At 60.5% G+C, this 25,012-nt stretch carries 19 protein-coding genes and 1 tRNA gene; 10 read left to right on the forward strand and 10 right to left on the reverse strand.

Features of this window, described 5'->3' with window-relative positions:
* The first annotated feature begins 151 nt into the window (after positions 1 to 151).
* From DRF71_RS16000 to DRF71_RS16025, 7 genes are all read left to right on the forward strand, one after another.
* Positions 152 to 3,211 carry a BPTD_3080 family restriction endonuclease gene (locus DRF71_RS16000; protein ID WP_112311557.1) on the forward strand — a complete coding sequence of 1,020 codons (3,060 nt, stop codon included), beginning with the start codon at positions 152 to 154 and terminating at the stop codon, positions 3,209 to 3,211.
* Entirely contained in the window at positions 3,208 to 3,738 is a 531-nt protein-coding gene (locus DRF71_RS28690; RefSeq protein WP_232831550.1) for a hypothetical protein, read from the forward strand. The genes DRF71_RS16000 and DRF71_RS28690 overlap by 4 nt, the downstream gene beginning before the upstream one ends.
* On the forward strand, positions 3,717 to 4,718 hold the full coding sequence (locus tag DRF71_RS16005) for a 3'-5' exonuclease (protein ID WP_232831551.1): 1,002 nt from the start codon (positions 3,717 to 3,719) through the stop codon (positions 4,716 to 4,718). The genes DRF71_RS28690 and DRF71_RS16005 overlap by 22 nt, the downstream gene beginning before the upstream one ends.
* A 140-nt stretch (positions 4,719 to 4,858) precedes the next feature.
* Positions 4,859 to 7,582: an ATP-dependent DNA helicase gene (locus tag DRF71_RS16010; protein ID WP_112311559.1), complete on the forward strand. Its 2,724-nt coding sequence runs from the start codon at positions 4,859 to 4,861 to the stop codon at positions 7,580 to 7,582.
* Positions 7,579 to 9,540, forward strand: coding sequence for a DUF7017 domain-containing protein (locus DRF71_RS16015; RefSeq protein ID WP_112311560.1), 1,962 nt, complete (start codon positions 7,579 to 7,581; stop codon positions 9,538 to 9,540). Before DRF71_RS16010 ends, DRF71_RS16015 begins: the two co-directional genes overlap by 4 nt.
* Before the next feature lie 39 nt (positions 9,541 to 9,579).
* Positions 9,580 to 10,413, forward strand: coding sequence for a DUF429 domain-containing protein (locus DRF71_RS16020; RefSeq protein ID WP_112311561.1), 834 nt, complete (start codon positions 9,580 to 9,582; stop codon positions 10,411 to 10,413).
* 14 nt (positions 10,414 to 10,427) lie between these two features.
* Complete coding sequence (locus tag DRF71_RS16025; protein ID WP_157971118.1) at positions 10,428 to 10,589, forward strand: hypothetical protein; 162 nt, start codon at positions 10,428 to 10,430, stop codon at positions 10,587 to 10,589.
* Positions 10,590 to 11,018: 429 nt separating this feature from the next.
* On the opposite strand, the gene DRF71_RS16035 is transcribed toward DRF71_RS16025, so the two are convergent.
* From DRF71_RS16035 to DRF71_RS16055, 4 genes are all read right to left on the reverse strand, one after another.
* The gene (locus tag DRF71_RS16035) at positions 11,019 to 13,313 is read right to left on the reverse strand and encodes an AAA family ATPase (RefSeq protein WP_112312113.1); all 2,295 of its coding nucleotides are present in this window, start codon (positions 13,311 to 13,313) and stop codon (positions 11,019 to 11,021) included.
* A gap of 195 nt (positions 13,314 to 13,508) precedes the next feature.
* A complete protein-coding gene (locus DRF71_RS16040; protein ID WP_157971119.1) occupies positions 13,509 to 13,859 on the reverse strand; it encodes an McrC family protein in 351 nt (116 codons plus the stop codon).
* 600 nt (positions 13,860 to 14,459) lie between these two features.
* Positions 14,460 to 14,891 carry a DUF6634 family protein gene (locus DRF71_RS16050; protein WP_112311566.1) on the reverse strand — a complete coding sequence of 144 codons (432 nt, stop codon included), beginning with the start codon at positions 14,889 to 14,891 and terminating at the stop codon, positions 14,460 to 14,462.
* A 276-nt stretch (positions 14,892 to 15,167) separates the two neighbouring features.
* Entirely contained in the window at positions 15,168 to 16,226 is a 1,059-nt protein-coding gene (locus DRF71_RS16055; protein ID WP_157971120.1) for an AAA family ATPase, read from the reverse strand.
* A 344-nt stretch (positions 16,227 to 16,570) separates the two neighbouring features.
* Between DRF71_RS16055 and DRF71_RS16060 the strand changes: the two genes are divergently transcribed.
* On the forward strand, positions 16,571 to 18,559 hold the full coding sequence (locus DRF71_RS16060; RefSeq protein WP_157971121.1) for a TniQ family protein: 1,989 nt from the start codon (positions 16,571 to 16,573) through the stop codon (positions 18,557 to 18,559).
* 185 nt (positions 18,560 to 18,744) lie between these two features.
* Here DRF71_RS16060 and DRF71_RS16065 read toward each other — a convergent pair.
* The 3 genes from DRF71_RS16065 to hemF form a co-directional block, all read right to left on the reverse strand.
* A tRNA-Arg gene (locus DRF71_RS16065) sits at positions 18,745 to 18,821 on the reverse strand.
* 865 nt (positions 18,822 to 19,686) lie between these two features.
* Complete coding sequence (locus tag DRF71_RS16075) at positions 19,687 to 20,040, reverse strand: hypothetical protein (protein ID WP_112311570.1); 354 nt, start codon at positions 20,038 to 20,040, stop codon at positions 19,687 to 19,689.
* 3 nt (positions 20,041 to 20,043) lie between these two features.
* Positions 20,044 to 20,910 (reverse strand): oxygen-dependent coproporphyrinogen oxidase, encoded by an 867-nt coding sequence (gene hemF / locus DRF71_RS16080; protein WP_112311571.1) that lies wholly within the window; start codon positions 20,908 to 20,910, stop codon positions 20,044 to 20,046.
* A 123-nt stretch (positions 20,911 to 21,033) separates the two neighbouring features.
* On the opposite strand from hemF, the gene DRF71_RS16085 reads away from it, so the two are divergent.
* Positions 21,034 to 21,438, forward strand: coding sequence for a hypothetical protein (locus tag DRF71_RS16085; RefSeq protein ID WP_112311572.1), 405 nt, complete (start codon positions 21,034 to 21,036; stop codon positions 21,436 to 21,438).
* A 95-nt stretch (positions 21,439 to 21,533) separates the two neighbouring features.
* On the opposite strand, the gene DRF71_RS16090 is transcribed toward DRF71_RS16085, so the two are convergent.
* The 3 genes from DRF71_RS16090 to DRF71_RS16100 are packed head-to-tail and all read right to left on the reverse strand — an operon-like array spanning position 21,534 to position 23,888.
* Positions 21,534 to 22,661 carry a CaiB/BaiF CoA transferase family protein gene (locus DRF71_RS16090; RefSeq protein ID WP_112311573.1) on the reverse strand — a complete coding sequence of 376 codons (1,128 nt, stop codon included), beginning with the start codon at positions 22,659 to 22,661 and terminating at the stop codon, positions 21,534 to 21,536.
* A 5-nt stretch (positions 22,662 to 22,666) separates the two neighbouring features.
* Positions 22,667 to 23,323 carry a DsbA family protein gene (locus DRF71_RS16095; RefSeq protein ID WP_112311574.1) on the reverse strand — a complete coding sequence of 219 codons (657 nt, stop codon included), beginning with the start codon at positions 23,321 to 23,323 and terminating at the stop codon, positions 22,667 to 22,669.
* Between the two features lie 10 nt (positions 23,324 to 23,333).
* Positions 23,334 to 23,888 carry a DUF721 domain-containing protein gene (locus DRF71_RS16100; protein ID WP_112312114.1) on the reverse strand — a complete coding sequence of 185 codons (555 nt, stop codon included), beginning with the start codon at positions 23,886 to 23,888 and terminating at the stop codon, positions 23,334 to 23,336.
* Between the two features lie 272 nt (positions 23,889 to 24,160).
* Here DRF71_RS16100 and DRF71_RS16105 point away from each other — a divergent pair.
* A partial coding sequence (locus tag DRF71_RS16105) for an A/G-specific adenine glycosylase (RefSeq protein ID WP_157971169.1) occupies positions 24,161 to 25,012 on the forward strand: 852 nt, incomplete at its 3' end.

Genomic DNA, 25,012 nt, shown 5'->3' on the forward strand with positions numbered 1-25,012 from the left:
GGATGGAGAAGGGCACGACATCGTTGCCCCCAGTTCGCTCTGTTGTTGATTTCCCTTCGCAAACAAGGGCAAAAGTGCTGGGGTGCCTATGCCTCCCAGATAGTTTCTCTCTGGGAGGGGGCACTGTCCTTCAGATACTATTGGGATTCAGATGACCGACCTTTTCTTTCAGCAGCCGATCCTGAACTCCCCATACGACTATCCCGGGCGACATTGGGAACTGGACGACGACGGCCAGCCGACCAGCAAGGTTCTCGAGAGCCGTCGGCGCTCCGACCTCATCACCCCGGTGCCGAAGCCCAAGAAGCGCAAGGCGCCGGCTACGCAGGGTAGCCTCGGCCTGCACGCTGGTGACGGGATCTCGTCGGACATCCAGGAGTATAATCCGACGCCGATCATCAACGAGGTGCGGCGTTTCGTTGAGGATTGGCGCAATCTGCCGAACCCCGACCAGTGGATGGTCACGCCTGAGACGGCCCGGCTCCTCCAGCATTGGCGTCACCATCAGTTCCAGGGGGTGCGCCCGTTCTTCTGCCAGGTCGAAGCCGTCGAGACCGCGATCTGGCTGACCGAGGTCGCGCCGAAACTCGGGCCGCGCGCGGCCAAGTTCTGGACACATCTGAAAGGTGCCAACGCGCAAGCCAACCCCGAGCTCTTGCGGTTGGCGCTGAAGCTTGCGACCGGCGCGGGGAAGACTACGGTGATGGCGATGATCATTGCCTGGCAGACGGTCAACGCAGTGCGGCATCCGAACAGCAAGACCTTCTCACGCGGGTTTCTATTGGTGGCGCCGGGCATCACCATCCGTGACCGGCTGCGTGTTTTGTTGCCCAATGACCCCGAAAGCTATTATCGCAACCGAGAGATCGTCCCCGCCGACATGCTGGGCGATATCGACAAGGCGAAGATCGTCATCACCAACTATCACGCCTTCAAACTGCGTGAGCGGATGAACCTGAACAGGGGCACGCGCACGGCACTGGCTGGCTGGCGGGGTGAAGAAATCCAGACCCTGGAATCCGACGGCCAGATGCTGCAGCGCGTGATGCCCGAGCTCATGGGCATGAAGAACATCGTCGTGCTGAACGACGAAGCGCATCACTGCTATCGCGAGCGGGTCCAGGATGCCGATGGCGAGACCGAGGCGGATCTGAAAGGCGACGAGAAGGCCGAGGCCAAAGAGCAGAACGAAGCTGCGCGCATGTGGATTTCGGGGCTTGAGGCGCTGAAACGCAAGTTGGGCGTGTCGCTGGTTTACGACCTCTCGGCCACGCCCTTCTTCCTGCGCGGTTCAGGCTATGTAGAAGGGACGCTCTTCCCCTGGACGATGAGCGATTTCTCCCTGATGGACGCGATTGAATGCGGCATTGTAAAGCTGCCGCGCGTGCCAGTGGCGGATAACGTGCCCGGCGGCGATACGCCAAAGTTCCGCAATCTTTGGGACCATATCGGGAAAAAGCTGCCGAAGAAGGGCCGGTCGGGGGGCAAAGCGCTGGACCCCCTCAGCTTGCCGCCGGAACTCCTTTCGGCGCTCGATGCGCTTTACGGCCATTACGAGAAGACCTTCGAGCTTTGGGAAGACGCGAAGATCGGCGTCCCGCCGGTCTTCATCGTGGTCTGCAACAATACGGCCACGTCCGAGTTGGTCTACAAATACATCTCGGGCTTTGACCGCGAGAATGACGATGGCTCGACCACGCTGGAAAACGGCCGCCTGGCGCTATTCCGCAACTATGATGACTTCGGCAACCGGCTTGCCCGGCCGAACTCGATCCTGATCGACAGCGCGCAGCTGGAATCCGGCGATGCTCTCGACAAGGATTTCCGCGCGATGGCCGCGGACGAGATCGAACGATTCAAACGCGAACTGGTCGAACGGACAGGCGACATGACCGCCGGCGACAACATCGACGAATCCACCCTGTTGCGCGAGGTGATGAACACGGTCGGTCGCAAGGGTAAACTGGGCGAGCAGATCCGCTGCGTCGTCTCGGTCTCGATGCTGACCGAAGGCTGGGATGCGAATACCGTCACCCATGTTCTAGGCGTGCGCGCTTTCGGAACACAGCTTCTGTGCGAACAGGTCATGGGCCGGGCTCTGCGCCGCCAGTCCTATGAATTGAACGAGCAGGGTCGGTTCAACGTCGAATACGCCGACGTCCTCGGAATCCCATTCGACTTCGCAGCCAAGCCGACTGTCTCTCCGCCGCAACCACCTGCTGACACGATCCGTGTCCATGCCGTCAAACCTGAACGCGATGCGCTGGAAATCACTTTCCCCCGCGTCGAAGGGTATCGGGTCGAACTCGAGAACGAACGGCTCGACGCCAAGTTCGGCCCTGATCATGTGCTGGAACTGACCCCGGATCTCGTCGGTCCGTCGGTCACCAAGAATCAGGGCATCATCGGAGAGGGTGTCGATCTCACGCTGGAACACCTGGGCGAGATGCGCGCCTCGACCGTCATGTTCAGGCTGACGGAGCGGCTGCTCTACACCAAATACCGCGATCCGGGTGATGAGCCCAAGATGCACCTCTTCGGTGATCTCAAGCGGGTCACGCGGCAATGGATCGACACCTGCCTTAAATGCCAGGCCGGCACATTCCCGGCCCAGGTGCTCTATCGCGAGATCGCCGACATGGCCTGCGAGCGGATCAAGGCGGCAATCACCGAAACGCTGGAAGGAAACCGTCCGGTCAAGGCGATCCTCGACGCCTACAACCCGACCGGATCAACCTCCTACGTCAACTTCACCACCTCGAAGAAGCTGCGCTGGCAGACAGACGCCGCGCGATCCCACGTCAACTGGGTGATCTGCGACAGCGACTGGGAGGCAGAGCTCGCCCGCGTGGTCGAGGCGCATCCCAAGGTCATCTCCTACGTCAAGAACCAGAACCTCGGGTTGGAAGTGCCATATCTCTATGGCTCCACCCCGCGCCGCTACATCCCGGATTTCATCGTGCAGGTGGATGATGGCCAGTCGGAACCGCTGAACCTGATCGTAGAGGTCAAGGGCTATCGGGGCGAGGACGCAAAGGACAAGGCCAACACCATGCGCACCTACTGGGTGCCTGGCGTGAACAATCTCGGACGCTTTGGCCGCTGGGCTTTCGCCGAATTCACTGCCGTCTACCAGATGGAGGAAGAATTCGACCGCCTGCTGGAAACCCTGGGTGCAGGCCCCGCACGTCAAGGAATGTTGATCGAATGAGACCTCGGTTCTTCAGCTTCCGCAAAACGCTCAAGGAATGGTGCCTTCTCATCGACGGCAAGGATCCCTCGACAAACAAGACCCACAACAAGCTGCCCAATCATGACGCCGCTCATATCGGCTGGTGGTATGAGGCAGACACCACCCATGACAGCGCGACGACCCGCAATCTCGCCTATCTAGTTGCCTACCTAGAGGTCTTCGGCCCCCGGCTATCGATGAAGGGCCTCGGCGTGCATGAGGGCTGGGTCTATCCCGACCGGGCCATCATGCGTTCGCTGCATGCGGACGAGGTGATTGCGGTAGATGGCACGGCATTCGTGCTGACGCCGAAGGGACACGAACATATCGCGCCCTGGCTGGTCCAGGATGGCAACACATTTCGCCGGGTAACCGGCACCGAACAGAAGGGCAACCGAACATTGCCAATGCCTCGCTGCTGCGTTCGCTTCTTTCAAAGGCCGCGTCTGACACCGAAGGCGCCCGGTTTACCCCCCAGTTTCTGTTGGGCGAGTGGGAGGATGTAGTTGATGCCTGGCAGGTCCGCACTTGGGAGGACTACCGTGATGTCGCGCGCCTTGGCCGCAGAACCCGGATCGGCGGCAAGCAGCGTGAAGTTCTGTGGGCGATCTTCGAGAAGGTGCGTGCCGGTCTTGCGGAGCGAAAAGCGGTCACATGGTCGGATGTATTTGGCCGCGTGACGGAGGCGATTGCTTCAGGGCAAACGCGCCCCTACGACTTCGCGGTGCTCGATGAGGCACAGGATCTCAGCGTTGCCGAGGCGCGGTTTCTGTCGGCGCTTGCCGGTGACAGGCAGGATGGACTTTTTTTTGCCGGCGACATCGGCCAGCGTATTTTCCAGCAGCCGTTCTCATGGAAGATGCTGGGCATTGATGTGCGCGGCCGGTCTTCGACATTGCGGATCAACTATCGCACGTCGCATCAGATCCGAGCGGCAGCCGACAAGTTACTGCCGGCCACTATCTGGGATGTGGATGGGAATAGCGAAACGCGGCGTGGCACAGTTTCGATTTTTGATGGCCCGTCGCCGCTGATCCAGCAGTGCAAAGACGCAGGTGAAGAGACGACGAAGGTCGCGGCATGGCTGCAGGCCCGTATCTGTGACGGACTTCAGCCCGAGGAAATTGCGGTTTTCGTCCGGTCAGAGGCTGAACTCCCTCGCGCACGGGCTGCAGTGAAAGCGGCGGGGCTGAAACATCTCGAGCTTGGCGATACTGCAGAAGTGTCCGACGGGACGGTGTCGATCTGTGTGATGCACCTTGCCAAGGGGTTGGAGTTTCGCGCCGTGGCAGTCATCGCATGCGATGATGACGTAATCCCCCAAGCTGAACGCATCGCGGCTGTCGCAGATGAGGCTGATCTTGAAGCGATTTATGAGACCGAACGTCACTTGCTTTATGTCGCCTGCACTAGAGCACGGGATTGCTTACTGCTCACCGGTATCGCACCGATGTCCGAGTTTGTTGACGATCTGCGTGCCGATTAGCGCGACCCAAGTTTGCGCGCCGATACACCCGCTTTGGCCAGAATACCGCAATGAAGTCTAAATTTTGACCCAAGCTTGGCTCTTCCTGACATCACTTTTGGAATAACGGCGCGCGTGCTGGGCGTCCGAGGGAAACTCATATGCGCGATCTGACGGACGAGGCTCTCGACAGCCGCTTCGCTGGCCTGTTGTTGATCAATGAACGCCTTTTCAAGTCGGCCATTGATGCCGAGCGACTTGCGACATCCGAGCCAGATCTCGCATCCATGCGCCTGCGCGGCCTGTGCGAGGGGATAGTTGAAGAACTATATGCCTATATCGGCCTGTCCCTGACCGAAACCGCAACACAATTCGAACGGCTGCAGGTGCTGAAAGAGGACGGTTATGCTCCACCTGCCATCCTGACGCGATTCCACGCGATCAGGCTGTTAGGCAACAAGGCCGCACATAACGGGGCGGTGTCCGTGCAGCAGGCCTTGGATCTGCTGGAAGATGCAGCAACGATCTGCCCTTGGCTGTGCCGCCTCCTGCTCCCCGATCTCGACTGGTCAAAACCCCTGAATATGCTTGTGCGCGCCACGGCAGGGCTTCGCTCCGGCCCCCATGGCGAGAATATCGTTGCGTTCCCGGCAGAGCGAGTGCTGCGCGTCTCGGATCAGGCGGCAAGGCTTTCCGAAGAAATCGATCCCCATATTCCCCCAATGCGCAGCAAGCTTGCGCTGGCAGATGCTTTCGATCGGCCGCTGAACGAAGATCAGACCCGTGCAATTGCCGCACTTGACGCGTTCCTGCGAGACGACAACGCCAATGTCTTTTTGCTTTGCGGCTATGCGGGAACCGGGAAGACTTTCCTGGCATCTGGGCTGACCCAGTATTTTCTGGCGCAGGGACGGCAATTCAGCCTTGCGGCCCCGACCGGGCGTGCCGCGCAGATCATTGCGGGCAAGACCGGACAGGCGGCAGGCACGCTTCACCGCCTTATCTATGACTACAAGGACATCGCATATGAAGACGGTGAAGCAGACCAAACCTACAAGATCATCGCCAAAGTGGCCGTGAACGCGACGGCCATCAATTCAGTGACTCTGGTTGATGAAGCCTCGCTGATCGCGGACGTCTATACCGAAAGCGAATTTTTCCGCTCCGGTAGCGGTTTTCTGTTGCGCGATCTGGTGCGGTTTATGGGGTTGAACGCCGCGGGAACAGGTCGAAAGCTGATCTTCCTTGGCGATCCAGCACAGTTGCCGCCTGTCGGTATGGATACCTCGCCCGCCCTGGATATGTCCTATCTACGTGAGCATTTCCAGGCCGAGGTTACCGGCTACACCCTTACCGAGGTTGTTCGACAAAAGGCTGACAGCAGCATCCTGAAGAACATACTGCCGCTGCGTGAGAGCCTTGAGAGCGACCAGTTCAGCCGGCTGTCGTTCGATTATGATGATGATGTTCTGCTTCTTGGAACCGATCAGGTGGCGGGACTTTATCTAAAGATCCGCGAGCATCGTGGGGTTGACGCGCCAATGATCGTCACCTGGACGAACGCGGAGGCGGCCCTGTTCAACCGGACCATCCGCGCACGCCTTTTCCCCGGAAGGGAAACCGTCTGCGCTGGCGATCAGGTCATCGCCGCATCGAACACGTTCAGCAACGGTCGGATGTTGGCGAATGGCGAATTTTTCCGCATCAAATCAGCAGAGCCGGTGATCGAACGGAGATCGGTTCCCCTGAAGCGCAGGAACATCGAGAGTGGTGAGGTCGAGACTATCGATGTCGCGCTCAGCTTCCGCGATGTCAGCCTTTCGCCGGTAAATCCCGCTGAGGATGACATGGCTTTCGGCGTCAAGATCTTGGATGGCTTTCTGCACGGGCCGGATGGTTCGCCAGACCCGGACCTATTGCGCGCACTCTACGTCGATTTTGCCACGCGCCACAAGGATCTGGACCGGCGGCGATATCCGGATGAGTTCCTCCAGGTTCTGAAGTCGGACCCCTACTTCAATGCCCTGCGGCTGAAATTCGGCTACGCCGTGACTTGCCACAAGGCCCAGGGCGGCGAGTGGTCCCATGTCTTTGTAAAAGCCCCGTGGAGAGGCGATCCGCGCAACCGTGACAATTTTCGTTGGCTCTATACTGCCATGACGCGGGCCAGTGGCAAACTTTACATGGTCGACCCGCCGGAACCGATAGTGGGCGTCCTTGGCCCCGGCTGGACCAAAGAGCGCCCCGATGCCCCGCCCACAGAAACCGTTATCCCGGATGGAAGCGCCGCAAGTCCGACCCGTGATGTCAGCGCACCCCAGCGCTCACCCGAAAGCCTCTTCAAGGAGGCGCTGCACGATCGCGTAACGACCTGCCTTCAGGAAAGCGACATCACAATCGAAGACATCGCCTATTATCCCTATCGGGCGGCGTTTTATTTCAAGCACGGTGCAGTCGAAGAGCGCGTCGATATTTCCTGGAAGGGAAATTTCACGGTCTCGGCCTTCACGCCCACGCACCCCGGGCGCCTTTGGGAAATGCTCCAACCTTTGCTTGCCCCCATCACCGGCAAGAAGCCTGCTGTTGTGTCCGAGCCGAGCCGGATTCAGCCCCCGGGCCGGCCTTTCCTGCGAAGCCTCCACGACAGTTTCACTGACGCCCTCGCAAAGCGGGGCATCTGTGTGAGCGGCTTGACCGAATATGATTGGAACCTGCGTTACGAGTTGGCGCGTGGAGAGGACCCGGTCACCATCGATATCTGGTTTGACGGCAGAGACCGTATTAAGCGCTTCACGCCGGTGCGGCCGGACCGCAATCCCTCGACCAGCCTGATTGCATTGCAACAGGATGTCGAGGAGATTTTGGCCAGCGAGGTTCAGCTATGACCACCGCGAAAGAGGTCAATGCCATCCGTAAGGCGGGCAATCTGGATCTTGCCTACCGGATGGCTGCGGAACTCATCTCGGCCCCAGAAGCAGATGACTGGGACCGCGCGGCGTGGGCTTGGTGCGTCATCGCGCTGGCGAAGCGGGCGGCCGGGACAGGTGACACGCAGGAATTGACCAACTGTCTGGCCGAACTGCGCGCCTTTGAAGTGCCGCAGGAAAACGCCCTTCTGGCCGAGCACCGCGAGAAGGCGCTGGCTCTGTCGCAACCCGGGGCTCAGGATTTGCGTCGGGCGAAAGACCTCAGCAAACAGGGCCGGCACGCCGATGCCGTTGCCGTCTACGAAGGGCTTGCACGGCATCAGAACCTAGCCTTGGCCGACCGTCAATCCTGGGGCTGGGACATCTTCCGCCTGATCCTTGCGGATCTGCGCATTGAGGGCGAGGAAAAACCCTCCCCCTCCGCCGTGCAGCGCACAAAGCGCCGATTGAAAAACTACCTCGATCTTGGTTTGAAAGGCCCGAACCGTCTGCATAGCGCGATACTTCAACAGGCGTTGCGCTTGGCGAAAGCGGATAGCCTGAAAATACTGCCTTTCCTGCGGCTCTGGGGCCTTGACCAGTTCGCGCCGGAGGATTTCGAGGTGCGGCCTGACCAAACAGGCAAACCTTGGCCAGCCCTGTTTGAAACCACAGTTCTCGCGGCCGCTTCCGAAGCGACTAAAGCCGGTCAGAAGGCGGATATGCAATTCGTCCTGCCATTGCTTGAAGACGCACGCAGGCGTTTCACCGAAAACATCTGGCTTGAACACAGCTATGTGAAACTGCTGCGTGGCCTGGGAAGACTGGCCGAGGCGCGCGAACATGCAATAAAAACCACCCGCGCCAAGGCCAGCGAATATTGGGCATGGGATTTGCTCGGGGATCTGGAAACCGAAAACCCGGATCTGCAGACGGCGTGCTACGCTAGGGCGCTTTGCTGCTCGCAAGATGATGACTTTGTCGGCAAGCTGCGGATCAAATTTGCAAGCATCATTGGCGCGCATCACCCCAGTGAGGCCCGCGCCGAGGTGGATCGCGTTCAGGCCCATCGCACCACCAAGGGATACAAATCCCTGCCCGAAGCCGAGGCCCTGCAAAATACCAACTGGTATTGTGGCGCCACGGCCAAGGCTGCGGATCGCGCCTTTTATCAGCGTTTCACCGAACCTGCCGAAGCGCTGCTATTTTCGCATCTGCCGTGGGTGATTGCTTCTGTCGGTGATATATTCGAGATCCCGGCAAAGGATGGACAAAAACCGCGCAAACGCCGACGCATCTATATTCGCCAAGGGAAGGTCGCGCTGGAAACCAGCCTTTCTGCCGCTCATCCCGATTTACGCAGTCTAAAAGACGGTGCTCCGGTTTCCGTGCAGCATGAGCATGCTCAGCCCGGACAGGATCGACTGACAATCCATCGCATCAGGCCACGCCCGGAAGGAGCGCCAATGGACGCCGCGCCCGAGGTGATCGGTGTGATCGACAACGTGAACCTCGCGAAATCCGTCCTCCACGCGATTGCCTCGCGCGAGGTCGATGGCACGGCGCCACTTGCCGAATTCCCGGGACGCCCGGAGGTTGGCATGCCAGTTGCACTCCGCCTTGCCGTGCATCATGGACCCAAGGGAACCCGAAAACGCATTCTCTCGATCCAACCGAGCAACCAGCCGCTCCCCCCCGGATTGTGCGAAGACTTCCTTGATTACATCGAAGTGACCGACAGAGGCTTTGGCTTTACAGGGGGCGACATTTTTATCCCGCCCGGGCTGATATCCGGCCAAAACCTGGAGACCGGAGATTACGTCCAAGGTAAGGCGATCCTAAACCAGAACAAGCAAGGCAAATGGGGTATGAAGGCGATAGACGTGCTTCGCTTGAAGCGTGATTTCACTGCACCGCCTATCGCAAGGGCGTTGTGACCGCATTGACCTGAACGCAGGCGTAAGACCGGATTCGTAATGGATATTTACGGTATTGATTTCACCAGCAGCCCCGGTCGGTCAAAACCACTGACCCTGGCGCGTTGTCGCCTTGACGGGACGGTCCTGCATCTACTGGCCGAAGAGCGCTGGACCTCATTTGCCCCGTTCGAGGCATTTCTGCATAGAGAGGGGTGCTGGATCGCGGGCATCGACTTTCCATTCGGCCAGTCTCGCCGCTTCATCGAAACCATTGGCTGGCCAGACGACTGGGCAGGTTACACCCGCTACGCCGCTGGCCTGGGGCGACCGGGGTATCGGGCCGCACTGGATGCCTATCGGGCGCCGCGTCCTGTGGGCGACAAAGAACATCGTCGCGCCGTGGATGTGGTAACTGGCGCCATCAGCCCTCAGAAGCTCTACGGTGTTCCGGTCGGTCTGATGTATTTCGAAGGGGCGCCACGGCTGCTCGACAGCCCCGCCATGATCCCCCATCTGAAAGATGGCGATCCCGAACGGGTGATCGTTGAGGCCTATCCGGGAATTCTCACCCGCAATCTGCTGGAGCGAAAAGGCGCCAGCTACAAAAACGACACGCGCGCAAAACAGAGCACCACGCATATGGCCACGCGCCAACAGATTATTGAGCGGTTGAGCGTTTCATCAAATCCCTACGGCCTGGTGGCATCAGGGATTGAAACACTGGCCGATGACCCGACAGGCGACCGGCTGGACGCTTTCCTGTGTGCGGTGCAGGCCGCATGGGCATGGACGCACCGCGCATCGGGTTATGGCGCTCCGCCCGATCTGGACCCGCTGGAGGGTTGGATCGCAGATCCGGTGGTGCGCAACTCGTGCAAAGCGGCTCTGTGATCCGAGCAGAAATCTTGCTCGACCGCACCGGCATCGCGAACTTTGACTTGATCGTGTTCGCCGCCAGATGCTCGCTCACGGTGTTGCGCTACACGGCCATGAGCCGGGCAATCTCACAGATCGACAGCTTCTGCCGCAAGTGCATGCGTCGGATGATGTTCAAAAGTGCAATGTAGATCACGCCGTTGCCCCCGGCGCTCACCGCTTTGGTGGAAGGTTCACATGGCTCAGTTCTCAGTGAAAGTTATGCGCCTATCGGGCTCTATTGTGGGTGAAAATCAACCCGCTCATATCTTCTTCGACGACCAGATAGACCATATTGACAAGGCATCGTCGATGGTTCCGTCCGGTCTTGTCCCGGGGCCACATGCGCCGGATGAGCCGGTGAGTCCCGCATAATGCCACAGGCAATCAATCGATCAGCTTGTGAACGTTGCCATCCGAAAGTTCGGGTCCGCAAGACCTCAATACACCAATCTCTGCATCTGTGCTTTGGCCACGTCGGCCAATTAGGTGAGAGGCCGATAAGTCAGTGGGACGACTGTCGATGCGACGGCCACGCGACGTGATGACGCTTAAGAAACCCCAATCGAGTATTGGGATGATCAAGTTCTCGAACAGAATCTCAGCGTGCGCTCGGCATATCCCACGAGCTCGGCGTCGTTGATCAAAACGGTCTGCCAGGCCGGGTTCGTGTCGTGATGGAAACGATTCGCATAGGCTAGGACCTGTTTCAGTTCCTTCACGTTCGCGTCCGACAGTATCTCGTCCTGTCCGCCGACCTTCTGTTCGCACTCAATCAGGAAGTTCCCGAGGAGGCGCTCGGGCGGGCAGTGCGCGGGACAAGCGACCCGCATGTAGCTTTCGAGGATGTGCCGTATGGCGGCGGCAACCTCGCGCTCCTTAGTGTGATCGGCGGCCTGCAGATAGTTCCGGACGAGCTTGTGCCGCCGGTCATGCTCGGTCACCGCGTCGGCTGAGACGTCCCATGGCATGATCGTAGAGCCCGGGTTCGACCGAGCGATCCGGGCCGAGGACCGGCCATTCTTGTCAGCCGACGCCCACAGGTCGCAAAGGAAGGCTTTCGAGTGCGACAGCACAATGATCTGCCGGACCTGGTCATACAGTTCCCGCATGACCTCCATGGTCGTGAGCGATCGGTGTTCATCCAGGCTGGTCATCGGGTCATCGATCACGAGGATCTTGTCGGCTAGGTTGCCTGACTGCACCAGCGATGAGAAGAAAAAGGCGAGGGCGAGCGTGTTTCGGTCGCCCGCGCTCAGCGTCGTTCTGAACGATGGGCCAGCGTCAGCCGTCAGCGGCACATTCTCGTTGTTGACCACGACGTGGTAGTTGGCGGCTGAGCCGCCCCGGTTGTTGACTGAGGTCACCGATCCTAGCCGGAACCCCGCATTAAATTTCGCGAGGTAGGCATTGATGGCGACCTCATAAGCCGGAAAAATCGTCTCGCGGTATTTGTCGAGGGCTTCCCTGGCCTTCGTCCTGGCCGTTTCCGTCTTTGCCTTCTCGGCCTTCTCTTTCACGTATTCGTCGCACTTCGTCGCTACGTCCGGCTCAAAGCGAGCCTTGATCGACCTGAGGCGCACGAGGTCGCTTTCCAGAGCCGACACGTCCGCCGAGGCGGCTTGCTCCTTCACCGTTTTGATCGCCTCATTGGAGGCTAGAAACTTATCGAACGCCTCGGCGACTGACCTCCGCTGTTCATCGAATGCGCCGACCGCCTCAACAGCCTGGTCGGACAGCTGCAGGGACTCCAGCGGCGACGCTGCCTTGGCCCGCAGGATCTCGAGAACACTCTCCCGGGCGGCTGTCCATGCTCGGACGACCGCGGCGGTGTCGACGTGGATATCAGGGATCGGGGTGAAGGACTTCCAGAAATCCCGGGTCTCCGAGGCATCCCGAACTGATCGCTCAAACCCGGCCATCACCTCGCCGCCATGATCGGCGGCGATCTCTTGGCCGATGGTTCGAATGTCGGCCTTCAGCTGACTGTAAGCATCGCTGAAATAGGCCTGGTAGTGCGGGATCAGAGTGGAACCTGCGAGGTCCTGGGCGCAGAATGGGCACGCTTGGTGATCAAGCCCCGCTGATGCCGCCCCTATCCGAGGCATGCCCTCAGCGACCCAACTCTCACCGCCTCGACCGAGCTTCCGCAGGTGGTCCCTTACGAGAGCAGCCGCTGCGGCCTCCAAGTCCGGAAGGCTCCGGGCCAGCACGCCGCGAATTCGATCGAGGTCGAAGTCAGGCAGGGTCAGGGTCTGAAACGCCGCGCGCTGGTGGATTGCGCCTGCGGCCTTGGCCGCCGCCAGCCGGCGCTCGGCGTCCTCGATCTCCTTATCGATGTCCTTGTTTGGGCTGAGGCCGCAGAAGGCGTCGACGCTAAACGGGCCGCGGGCCGCCACCGGGATCGCATCCTGTTTTGCGCGCAGATCCTTATTGTGCAGCTCGATCCGTTCGACGTGGCCCTGAAGTGCTTTGCTCAGAGCCACACCCTTCGCGCCGAGGATCAACTCGTGCAGGTTCTGACGATGGCTGGTTTCGATTTCGATCCCGGAACATACGTTTTCGGCAACAAATGCATCATCGAAAACATGAATCTCAGACTCCGTCGCTGACCATGTGCCGCCCTTAAAGATCGCTGGTGCGCCCGACAACTGAATTACCACGTGGGGTTCGTGCTGGGCCCTCAGGCGCTTTCGGCTCTGGATCAGGGATGGATCTCCCGATGCGAGAGATCGCAGGATGGCGGATAGCGTCGTCTTACCGCGACCGTTCTCAGCGTAGATCACCGAGAAAGGGGTAAGTGGGACCAGTGCGCCAGACGATACATTGTCAAATTGTCCGACATTCCGAAGCAACGAAATACGTTCGATCGTCATATTCTCGATTATGTCCTTCGGCATTATACAGGAATGTCACATTCCCAAGTGGTCCGAACCGGTCCTCAACCGCGGGCTGAACGCCGTAGCATCGGACTGTCACTTATGCTCCCCAGCGTTTCAAGCCTAACTTAGCCGGCGCCACGGTCTGCTCGCCATTTCCGGCCCCTTCGCATTCCACCCTTTAGCTGATTATTACAAAACCAGTTCCCTCAGGTTCATCTCGAACCTCGATGGGACATCCATCAGATCGATCGTCTTGAAGCGCAGCCTGTGTCCCTGAATAGTCATGCTTTCATCAACCGTCCCGCCTGTCTGTGGATGCAAAAGCATGCCCTCAGCTGTCATGCTACCCGGATCGTCGAGCCTCTCTTGGCTCTGCAGATAGGCGTATAGCTGATACAGATATCCGCTTTTCAGGATCTGGTCACGGTAGGTTGAGGCCGTGAAGATTTCCGTGAACTTGGTGTCGATCACCACCCGCCGCCCGGTTGCTGGCTGGTTGAGTTCGATATCGGTCTGCATGCCCGGCAAGATCGCAGCCATGCCTTTGGAGGCTTCTTGAAACGGCCAGGATAGCCCCATGATGCCTGCTCTCGTTTTTCAGCCGGGACGAGAATGGCAGCATTCAGATTGAAGGCCATGGGCAACACGGTCGGCCAACGGCGTCGCGGTGGCCATGACATGTGCGTGGCCTTGGACCACCCTTCTAATATTGCTCTGCCTAGTCGCGGTGCTCTATTGCTTACCAGCCGTGAGGACTTCCTCTGCCGACTTCACAGGGTTCGGGCCGGAAATGGCCTGAGTTATCTGACCGCCGCTCTGCGCCGGCACTGCGACGACCTTACCGCACGTATCGCAAACCGCAGCCACCACGCCACGCACGGTGCAGGACATGTCGCTCAAAGGTATGTCGCACCGCACGAATGTCGTGGCGACAAGCATCTCGCAGTTCCAGCATATCGCCGTTGATTTGTCGCCGGGTAGATACTGTGTCATGATGACCTCGATGCTTTAAGTTGTAGTTGCGCCAGAGACAGAATGCTACCGGGACTCCATCGGATCGATCGGAAGCCATGGCGCCGTGACCTGGCCAGCGGAGTCGGAACGACAGTAGCCGGCACTGTGCTCACGAGATCAACGTGGTCATCGCCACCTGAAATGCTGTGGCGATTTCAGGATCAATTCGCGGTTGCGCTGGATTCCAGACCCCACCTCATCCGAAGTCATCCCGTGATAGCGCTTGGCTGGCGCGGCGACCAGGAAGGCATTTCGGGCAACGGATCCTGCTTGACCCAATGGAGCGCCGAGGCGATAGAACCTTGAACAGGTCCGCGCCCAGCCTGCCGAGACGTTCAGCCTGAGCAATGGCGATGTCCTGATCGCCGGTCCTTCTAGGGTCGGATGTCCTGCGACATGGCCGTAAAGGATCGTGTAGCCGAAGGCATCCCGCACCACCTCCCACCGATTGAGGAACGGCGCTTCTGAAAGCTCTCCCTCGGTTGGATCGATAGCTGTGCCGTCAAGCACAGCCTGGGCCGCTTTACTATGTTCGCCGTATTTGTCGTTTGCGCTCATGGCTTCGTCCCTTTGGTGATCTGGCTCTGCGAAATAGCCCGATGAATGAATCTCGGCTCGAAGCCGGTGGACCCGGGCTGTCGAGTTCGAGATGGCCATGCACGATCAGAGCCCCGCACCGAGCTGTGGCGCCCTGAACCTGCACGCTAATGCCGCCGTTCTACAAGCCTGCGGCAACCAGCTGTTCCACGGAAGGACTCGCAGCCCGGAGCTGTGGAATAGAACCGCTGTCCGCAGGCCATGGCATGGTCACCTGCGAAAACCCGGTGAGCGCAATCAGTGCAGCATCCTCGGCATCGGCGCCCTGGCAGCATTGGCCAACTGGGTGATCCGTCGCAGGCTGATGCCCTCCGGTCGATCCGCCAGCTTCATGATGAAATCGCGACACCGAGCGAGATCCGACACCTGCGTCTGATCCCCATCGATCAATCGGTCAAAATGCGCTGCCGCATCGGCCGCCGTCAGTTTTGGCAGGACGAAGAGGCGCGAGCGATCGCGCAGTGGCGCGGGGATGGTGTTGGCGTCGTTCGCCGTCATGATCCAGACCACCCGCGACATATCGAAGGGCACCCGGTAGAACGGACATTCAAATGACCGCGCCGTCCCCGGCTCCAGCATCTGCAAAAGCGAGGTCGTGATGCTGGTCGAGCCGCCTTTGATGCCGTAGAGCGTCCCCGCCTTGTCGACCTCATCCACGACCATGATCGGGTTGGCGACATGGGTGGCGAGGATCGTCTCGACGGGAATGCCCGGCTGCTCGCTTCCCCAACCCTTTTCGGTGCCCGAGATCCGGAACCCCGCGCTACCGCCGCCAACATCAATCATGCGCACGGGGCTACCCAGGATCCGCGCGATGGTGCGGGCAAAATGCGACTTACCGATCCCGGGCGGTCCGGCGAGGATGACGGGCGGCATCGCAAAACCACGGCCGCCAGCCGCGAGATGGCGCAGCATCTCGTTCATGATCCATGTTGAGACCTCGCGCATCCAGCCGCTTTCGGCATGGAGCGCAGCCGCAAAGCGGTAGACCTCGTCCTCGGTGCTCGGGCCGACCAAGCGGGCACCTTCACGGGCGAGAGCATCCAAGGCGGGGAGTTCTGCCTTCTTGATTGTGCTGATCCCGGCCTCGCGCATCCGCCGGACCCAGGCCTGCTCCGCGAGGAACTTGATCTTTCGTTCCTGATCATATCCCAGCTTGATCAAACGATGACCGGAATAGCGGTTGGACCGCATCTTGATAAAGAACGCGCGAAAGCGGGCCTCAAGTTCAGCCTGACTGGGAACAGCCAGCCGCGGCGGCAGCACCGCGAAACGTGTGTTGGGGAGCTTAGTCATGTCGATGCCGCCCCCGATAATGCCACGCGGCGGGGCATGCCGGGCGTGCTGTCGACGGTTTGATGAACAGGGCGATGTTGGATTGGATGCGGGACATTTCGGGTCTCCTTGGAGGGAACAAGCCGAAGAGCCGCAGGCAGAATGCCCGACCGTCATGGTATCAATGCTGCATGGAAATGGCAGAAGAGATCGGCCCCCGGGAGCGGGGTTCAGATGGCGCGTATTGCGCGCTGAATATGCCGAATAATCTGTTTCATGGTGGGAGAGTGTTAGTGGCTGGGTCCGTGCTGCGTCAAGGGGGCTCTTTTGGTAACAGCGTAATATTCTGAAATCATATATAAATATTGGAAATCGCGGTCTGTTCCTATGCGCGAATCTTCTATGCCCAGTCCTCGGCCCCCTTGGATTGTCCCCTTCGCCGCTCCGCGCTACCGTTCCAGACAAACCGCTCTCAAAATAGCAGATCCAACGCCTTGGCATTCCTTTCAACTCCTCGACCTGTGCCGCGCGAGACATTCCACTCGTTCGTATCTCGCCTGGCGGCCTCCAGGCGCGTTTCCGGCTATGACTTCTGCCTCGATATGGGCGTGTCTCTGAGACGCATGGCAATTATGGACCAGGAGGCCGTCGCCGCCGTCACCAAATGGGGCAACCTCAGCCCGGTGGAAATGGAGGAACTGCTTTCCTGGACAGGTGTGCCGGCGGGCGAGATCCGAATGAGATTCAGGGGTGAAACCTTCGGGTCGCGGTCGCTGCGGAACCCGGTGATGCGTGGCTGTCGGAAGTGCCTTGCGGAGGATGCGCAACGCAATCCGGGCACGCCTCTCAAGGAAATGGCGATCCGCGGCGATTGGCTGTTTCGCGACGTGACCATCTGCCTGGAACATCGATTGCTTTTGACGGACCTGTGGACAGAACCGACACCCGCCAGGCGCTTTGATATCGGGGAAAGACTTTCAGAGATCGCGTCTGGCCTGCAAGGCGACTTGCAGTGCCACCGCGAACATGAACCGTCCGATTACGACTTGTGGCTTGCAGAGCGACTGACATCCGGCACGGATCCGACCTGGTTGGCGGGACATGCGCTCCAGGCTGTCACGACAACATGCGGCCTGCTCGGAGCCGCCATGAAGGAGCTACAGCCTGCATCCCTGAAGGCGGATCCGGACTTGCGCGCCATGACGCTCGCGACGGGATTTTCCGCGCTGAGCCCAGGCGTCACAGCGTTCCGTGAAACGCTTGATGCTCTTGTTGCCCGTGCTGATGGGCCACTTGCGCTACCGCAGAAGGCGTTTGGCCAACTTTACGCCAAACTGGCGCGTGACCTTGTCGATGATGCGGACATCGCGCCCTTCAGAGCAGAGGTCCGGGAGACAATTCTGTCCAATTGGCCCTATGCATCTGGCGAAGTTCTGCTTGGAGAGCCGGTTGCGGCCCGAAGGCTGCATTCGGTTGTCTCTGCCGCTCAAACCCTTGGAATGATGACGCCGGCTGTCGACGCGATTTTGACCGCGGCGGGTGCTTTCGCCTCGGACGATGCGCGTGCGCCCAACCGGAAGATCTTCTCCGCGAATAGTTATGCGGAGTTGCTTGAAGAGATCCCGACATGGGTGGGCCCGGGCGTAATGATGGCGTCGATGGGGATCACAAAGCGGGCATTTGCCAGTCTGGAGGAGGACGGCGTGCTCACTCCACGCACCAAAGCCCCCAAGGTCATCGGGCGCTGGCGCCAGTCGGATGGTCAGGCGCTGCTCGACCAGATGAGAGCGGTCTCGCACGAGTTCTCGGTAGATGAGAGCGGCTGGGAGAGCATCCAGCACGCGAAAAAGCGGAAGGGCGTTCCGGTTGGGCAGCTTATCTCACTGGCCCTTTCAGGCAAGATCGCGCTTGGCCGGGTTGTCGGGATCGACGGATACAACGGGTTTCGTGTCTGCACAGGCGATATTGATGCTCTGGCTGAGGAGATGGCCGACACGGCCACCGGACCAGAAGGTCTCACCCAAACCATCTCTGCTGCGGCCTTCGGACGGAGTGTGGGACTGCGCGATGGCGGCCATTTCCAAAGACTGATCGAGGCGGGTTATGTGCTGGCCCAAAAGGTGAAGCACCCAAAGACCCACACGTTGCAATGGCGGATGACGCCTGCCGATGTCGCAGCCTTCCACCGAAAGTTCCTGACAACTTCGACGATCGAGGCCGAGTTCGGGCTACATCGGAACAGGATTCTTGCGCTTCTGAACGCCGCCGGTGCCCGGCCCTTCACCCTGGATGGTATGTCAATCGGGTCGGTCTGGTTCCGGGATGAGGTGCAGCATCACTTCAAAACCCGGTAGCGATATGTTGGCCCAAACCGCGTCAACCCTATGACCGTCGCCGCACAGGTTGAAAAGTTTTCTCTAAAAACAAAATGCTAAGTGGACTCCGTGATAGGCCTTGACGATTTCTCTTGACAGGGGGTGTGCATAGAAACGCCAAAACGTGCATTCTTATGCCTCGTTGGCAGCTTGTGAAGAAGAAGTGGCGACCCCGGGAGGACTTGAACCCCCAGCCCCAGACTTAGAAGGTCCGTGCTCTATCCAGTTGAGCTACGGGGCCGTGCTTCTTCTGATAGCGGTTCGGAAAACGGTTCGCAACGCCGCCCGCTCCGCCTAGTGTGTTGTTCCCCAACCCGTTTTCTGGCCCAGAGCGGGGACTTAGAAGACCGTTGCCTTATCCATTGGGCCATGGGAGCACATCTGCCTGACAACAACCGCACACTTCTTGAGCGGCGTCAATCTGATGGCGATGTAGGTAGCCTACCACATCCTTATCTGTTCTTAAACAGCTACTTGGGACGAAGCAGTAGGTCGCAGGGGGTTACTTGTGCTCTATCCAGTTGAGCTACGGGACCGTGTTTCTTCTGATAGCGGTTCGGAAAACGGTTCGCAACGGCTTGCCGCCTCCCTGGGCTGTTGTTTCCACTCCCCTGGTTCGGCGCAGAACTGCCGCTCCGAAGGTGGTGGTATTGTCTGGGTTTAATTTTAATATATTGATTTTAATATTAAAAATATGATCCTGCCCAGGTCGGGCGGAATGGTCTCCGCCACGATTGGGGCAACAGTTCTCGGGTCTGATTTCTGACGCTCGCGCCGCGTGTCCGCTGAGACCCGAGGTCAGCGCCGAAGCGGTCGCCCGGCCGTATCGGACCTTGTTTCAACCGTGGTCCCGGCTGATGAAAGATTTCCGACGCTGCTTTCTGCGGTCACGACTATCTGTGTCGCCATCCTTCCCGATGCCCGGCGGGCATTGGGTATTCTCGTCGCTTTCTTTGCCGGTCAGCCTCTGGTGGATCCCGATGGTCCGACCAGTCCAGCCGTCGAGGAACCAGACGGTTTCATTGCAATCCCGCACCTGCCGGGCATGCGTTATATACCGGGTGACAACTGGCGTGAGCGAGCGCATCACGCGGATGTTCTGGCTGTTACCCCCGAAACCGCGCCCCCATCAAATCTCTGAGCGCTTCGATTGCCTCTTCGCCATTCTCGGTGGCCGGGGTGATCCTCACCGCGATTTCGCGGGCCATGCCGAAGCGGGCGGCTTTTGACGGCTCGATCAGGATCGACAGCCCGCGCTCGGTGCGGGTGACGCTTTCCACCGCCTCTTCGGCGCCGAGGCTTTCATCCGAGACCTCGAACCAGACCGGGCCGCCGAAAGCATCGCGGCGAAACATGACATAGGGCTCATCCTCGTCCTCGCCTTCGACAAAGCCGATGAACAGCTGGCCCTCATCCTCAACGATCGAGGCATAAAGTGCTTTGACGGTGATGTCAGACATGGTTCAGATCCATTTTGCCAGAGGGGGCAGGGACATAAGCACAGCATTGGCGTCATGGCCGGTCTCAAGCCCGAATTTGGTGCCCCGGTCATAGACGAGGTTATATTCGGCGTAGAGGCCGCGATGGATAAGCTGGGCCTCGCGCTCCGCCTCGCCATAAGCCTCGCCGATATGGCGTCCGGTCACGGGCAGGAAAGCGGGCAGGAAGGCCTCGCCCACTGCGCGGGTAAAAGCGAAATCGGCCTCCCAGTCACCCGTGTTCAGATCGTCGTAAAAGATGCCGCCGACGCCGCGGGCGCGGCCACGATGGGGGATGTAGAAATACTCATCCGCCCAGGGTTTGAACTTTGCGTAATAGCCTGGATCATGGGCGTCGCAGGCGGCCTGCAACACACTGTGAAAATGCGCGGTATCTTCAGGATCTTCGAGGCAGGGGTTCAGATCGGCGCCACCGCCAAACCACCAGGCATGTGGCGTCCAGAACATCCGGGTATTCATATGCACCGCCGGGCAATGCGGGTTCTGCATATGCGCCACCAGGCTGACGCCGCTTGCCCAGAAACGCGGATCCGCCGCCATCCCCGGCACGCCGCGCGCCGCCATCGCCTTTTGCGCCTTTGCCCCCAGAGAGCCATGCACCGCCGACCAGTTGACGCCGACCTTCTCGAACGCCCTTCCGCCGCGCATCACGCTCATCAGCCCGCCGCCACCGTTATTCTCGCGGCTGGTGGGGGTGACCTCGAACCGCCCGGGCGCAACCTCCCCGGGGCTCCGGGCCTCCAGATCCTCGAAAGCGGCCACGATCCGGTCGCGCAAAATGCGGAACCAGTCCGAGGCTCTTGTCTTGTATTCTGTCAGATCGCTGCCCATTGTCTTACCCATCCTTCGGCCAGCCTTTGCCTATCACCGCAAGCCAAAGTCTCCAACCCGTTTGGCCCCTGGCAATACCTGTGCCATGCTGTCCGTCAGCAAGACCCTGCGAGTCCCCCCATCATGAAGAAAACCGCCGCCTTCCTTATCCTCTCCACCCTCGCCGCCTGCGGCACGCCGCAGGAGCAATGTATCAGCCGCAACACCCGTGATCTGCGCACGGTCGAAAAGCTGATCCAGGAGACGCAGGGCAATCTTGACCGCGGTTATGCCATCGAGCGTTATGAGGTCACGGTCCCCGACTGGCAGCCCTGCATCCGTTATATCCCGGGCACCAAAGAAGACCCGACGCCGCGCCCGGTAACCACGACCTGCCGCAGCTGGGATACCGAGACCCGCACCCGCCCGCGCTCGATTGATCTGGCGGCCGAGGCGAGGAAACTGTCGCAGCTGCAGGTCAAACAACGCGAGCTGTCGCGCCAGGCGCAATCGGTGATCGCGCAATGCAAGGCAGCCTATCCCGAATAGGCTGCCCCCTTCATCTGTCCGAAAATACCCGGGGGGAGCGCCCTGAAAGGGCGCCGGGGGGCTGGCCCCCGGCTCCTTTGCTCAGCCTGCTTTGTTCAGCCGAAAATCTCGGCCTGGTGCTGACCGAGACGCGGCGAGGGCGTGTCCAGTGACAGCGCGGCCCCCGAGAAGGTCATCGGGCTGCGCACCCCCGGCACACCGCCCGGAGCGATCTGCATGGCTCGCGCGATGATCTGCGGATCGGCAAAGACCTCTGCCATATCGTTGATCGGGCCGGCAGGAACGCCATTGGCCTCGCAGGCCGCCAGCAGTTCGGCTTTGGTCATGCCCCGCGTCGCCTCGGACAGTTTTTCGGTCATCACGGCGCGGTTGGTCACCCGGTCGGCATTGGTCAGGAAGGCCGCATCATCCGCCATGCTCGCCATCCCCAGGAGGCCGCAGAGTTTGCGGAACTGGCCGTCATTGCCGATCGCCAGAATCAGCCAGCCGTCTGAGCAATCAAACACCGCATAGGGCGCGAGGTTCGGATGCGCATTGCCCATCTTGACCGGCGCCACACCGGTCGCGAGGTAATTCATCGCCTGATTGGCCATGATCGCCGCCGCCACATCCATCAAGGCCATATCGATATGCTGGCCTTTTCCCGTACGCCCGCGCTGGATCAGCGCCGCCATGATCGCGTTCGAGGCATAAATGCCGGTGAACACATCGGTCACCGCCACGCCCACCTTTTGCGGCTGGCCATCGGCGGGGCCGGTCACCGACATCAGCCCGGCCATGCCCTGGATGATGAAATCATAGCCCGCCCGATGCGCATAGGGTCCGGTCTGGCCAAACCCGGTGATCGAGCAGTAGATCAGCCCCGGATTGATCTCTTTCAGACTGTCGAAATCCAGCCCGTATTTCTTCAGACCGCCAAGTTTGAAATTCTCGATCACCACATCGGCGGTTCTGATCAGCTCGCGCACCCGCGCCTGATCGGCCGGATCGCGGAAATCGGCGGTCACGCTTTTCTTGCCGCGATTGCAGCAATGGAAATAGGCGGCCGAGGTCTCGCCCTCATGGGTGATGAAGGGGGGGCCCCAGCGGCGGGTGTCATCGCCCTCCGGAGCCTCGACCTTGATCACCTCCGCGCCGAGATCGGCGAGGATCTGGCCCGCCCAGGGGCCCGCGAGAATCCGCGCCAGCTCGATGACGCGGATGCCTTGCAGCGGCGCGGACATCAGGGTCAGCCCGCCAGTTTCGCGTCGATCAGAGACTTGATATTCTCCCAGGCCCAGTTTTCGACCTTTTCACCGTCAAGAATGACGGTCGGCGTGCCGGTGACATTATCGGCGGCCATATTGGCCTCGAACTGTTTCAGCATCTCTTCGCCAAAGGCTTCGTTCGAGGTGCAGGAATCCAGCTGCTCGCCGGTCAGCCCGGCGGTCAGACCGATGGTGCGCAAGTTGTCCATGATCACGGTCGGATCGGACGAGTTCAGCCAGGTTTGCTGGGTCGAGAGGACGATATCCGAGATCCCCTCATAGCGCTTGTTGTCATCGCAGCGCGCGATCATCCCGGCCCAGAAGCCGTAGCGGTCGAAATAGACCTCGCGCAGGGTGAAATGCACCTTGCCGGTGTCGATATATTCGGCCTTCAGCTTCTTGAAGACTGTCTCGTGGAAATTCGCGCAATGCGGGCAGGTAAAGCTGGCATATTCGACGATCTTCACTTTGGCCTCGGGGTCACCCAGGGTGAAATCGCGCGGTGCGAGAGCGGCGTCCGGCGTGGTGGCAGCGGCTTCGCCTTCCGGCGCTTCGGTCGTGGTTTCCTGAGCCCAGGCCGGTGCGGCGGCGAGCGTGGCGGCCATGGAAAGCAGCAGCCGGCGGTTGATCATGGTCATTCTCTCGTCCTCATTTTCTGTCTGGGCGGGATAATATGTTTTGCGCCAGCCGTTCAAGCGCGGCGCGAAGGCCGGGATCCCCAACGCCTTCGGTTTGTCTCGCGGCGGCGGCGGTCAGCCTGGCCTCGGTCCCGGGGTCTTGCGGCGGGGCTTTGGGGGCATGGGTGAACTGCGCCTGGCCTTCGGCAAAGCCAGTGCCGGCGGTTTGGGTCAGATGGATACGCGAGATGGCGTTATAGCCATAGACCGCGTTGACGCGCTCGCGGATGCGATCAAGCTGCATCCCCACCGCCGGCGCCTGGGCGCCCTGGACCAGCAGGGTCAGCGTCGCGCCCATGGCGCCGCCGCCCCCCGCTGCCGTGCCGGCATAGCCGATCTTCACCGGCCTCGTGATCTTTGCCAGATCCTCGCCGACCGTCTCGGCCCAATGGGTGACAAGCCGGGCCACTGCGAACCCCCGCGCCTCGCCCGCGCCGCGCACCTGGGTCGAGACCAGCGAGAATGCCGGCTCGAACCCGCGGCGGCGGTGTTCTGTCGAGGGGGCAGGGGCGGGCTTGCGCGCCATGGGCATCCTGAACTGGCCGACCCGCGCGGGGGCCTGAAAACCGGCCGGAGAACCGGCCCTGAAAACGCAGCCCTCAGACCGGGATTAGAGTTTCCCCGGCCGGGCTCACCGCCTATCTTAATGAAAGCGGGCGCAGCGGAAAGCCCATCCGGCAGCGGAGGCCATAAATCTTGAGTGACAGCGCTGAAAGAAGCCGGGGGCAGGGCGGTGCCGTTGAGACCACCGGGATCAGCGATGCACTGCTCGCCTGGTATGACCGCCACGCGCGTGAAATGCCCTGGCGGGTCGGGCCGGCGGCGCGGGCGCGCGGAGAGCGTCCGGATCCCTATCGCGTCTGGCTGTCAGAGGTGATGCTGCAGCAGACGACCGTGGCGGCGGTGCGGGGTTATTTCCAGCGCTTCGTGGCGCGCTGGCCGGATGTGGCTGCGCTGGCGGCGGCACCGGATGAGGCAGTGATGGCGGAATGGGCAGGGCTTGGCTATTACGCAAGGGCGCGGAACCTGTTGAAATGCGCGCGCGAGGTTGCGGCGCGCGGTGGATTTCCCGACAGCTGCGAGGGGCTCCTGACCCTGCCGGGCATCGGTCGCTATACGGCGGCGGCGGTGGCGGCCATCGCCTGGGACGAGCCTGCCGTGGTGGTCGATGGCAATGTCGAAAGGGTAATGGCGCGATTCTTTCGGGTGGAGACACCGTTGCCGGCGGCAAAACCCGAACTGACCACCCTGGCGGCTGCGCTCACACCCGGGCGGAGGCCGGGGGATTATGCCCAGGCGGTGATGGATCTTGGTGCCACGATCTGCACGCCGCGGGCCCCGGCCTGCGCGATTTGTCCGCTGACATCCGCTTGCATGGCCCGCGCGGCCGGCGTTCAGGCAGAACTCCCCCGCAAGATTGCGAAGGCGAGAAAGCCCACCCGGGAGGGAACTGTCTGGCTCCTGCGCAGCCCCCAGGGCTGGCTGCTTGAGCGTCGCCCGGCAACCGGCCTCCTCGGAGGCATGATTGGCTTGATAGGGGATGGCTGGGATCAGCGCAGCGGGACCCTCTCACAAGACGACAATCCGGTCGAAGGCCGGGCGCGCCGGACAAAGTCCGGCGCGCCCGGTCCCGGGGGGGGCAGGGGGGGC

The sequence above is a fragment of the Pseudogemmobacter bohemicus genome (assembly GCF_003290025.1).
GTDB lineage: Bacteria > Pseudomonadota > Alphaproteobacteria > Rhodobacterales > Rhodobacteraceae > Pseudogemmobacter > Pseudogemmobacter bohemicus.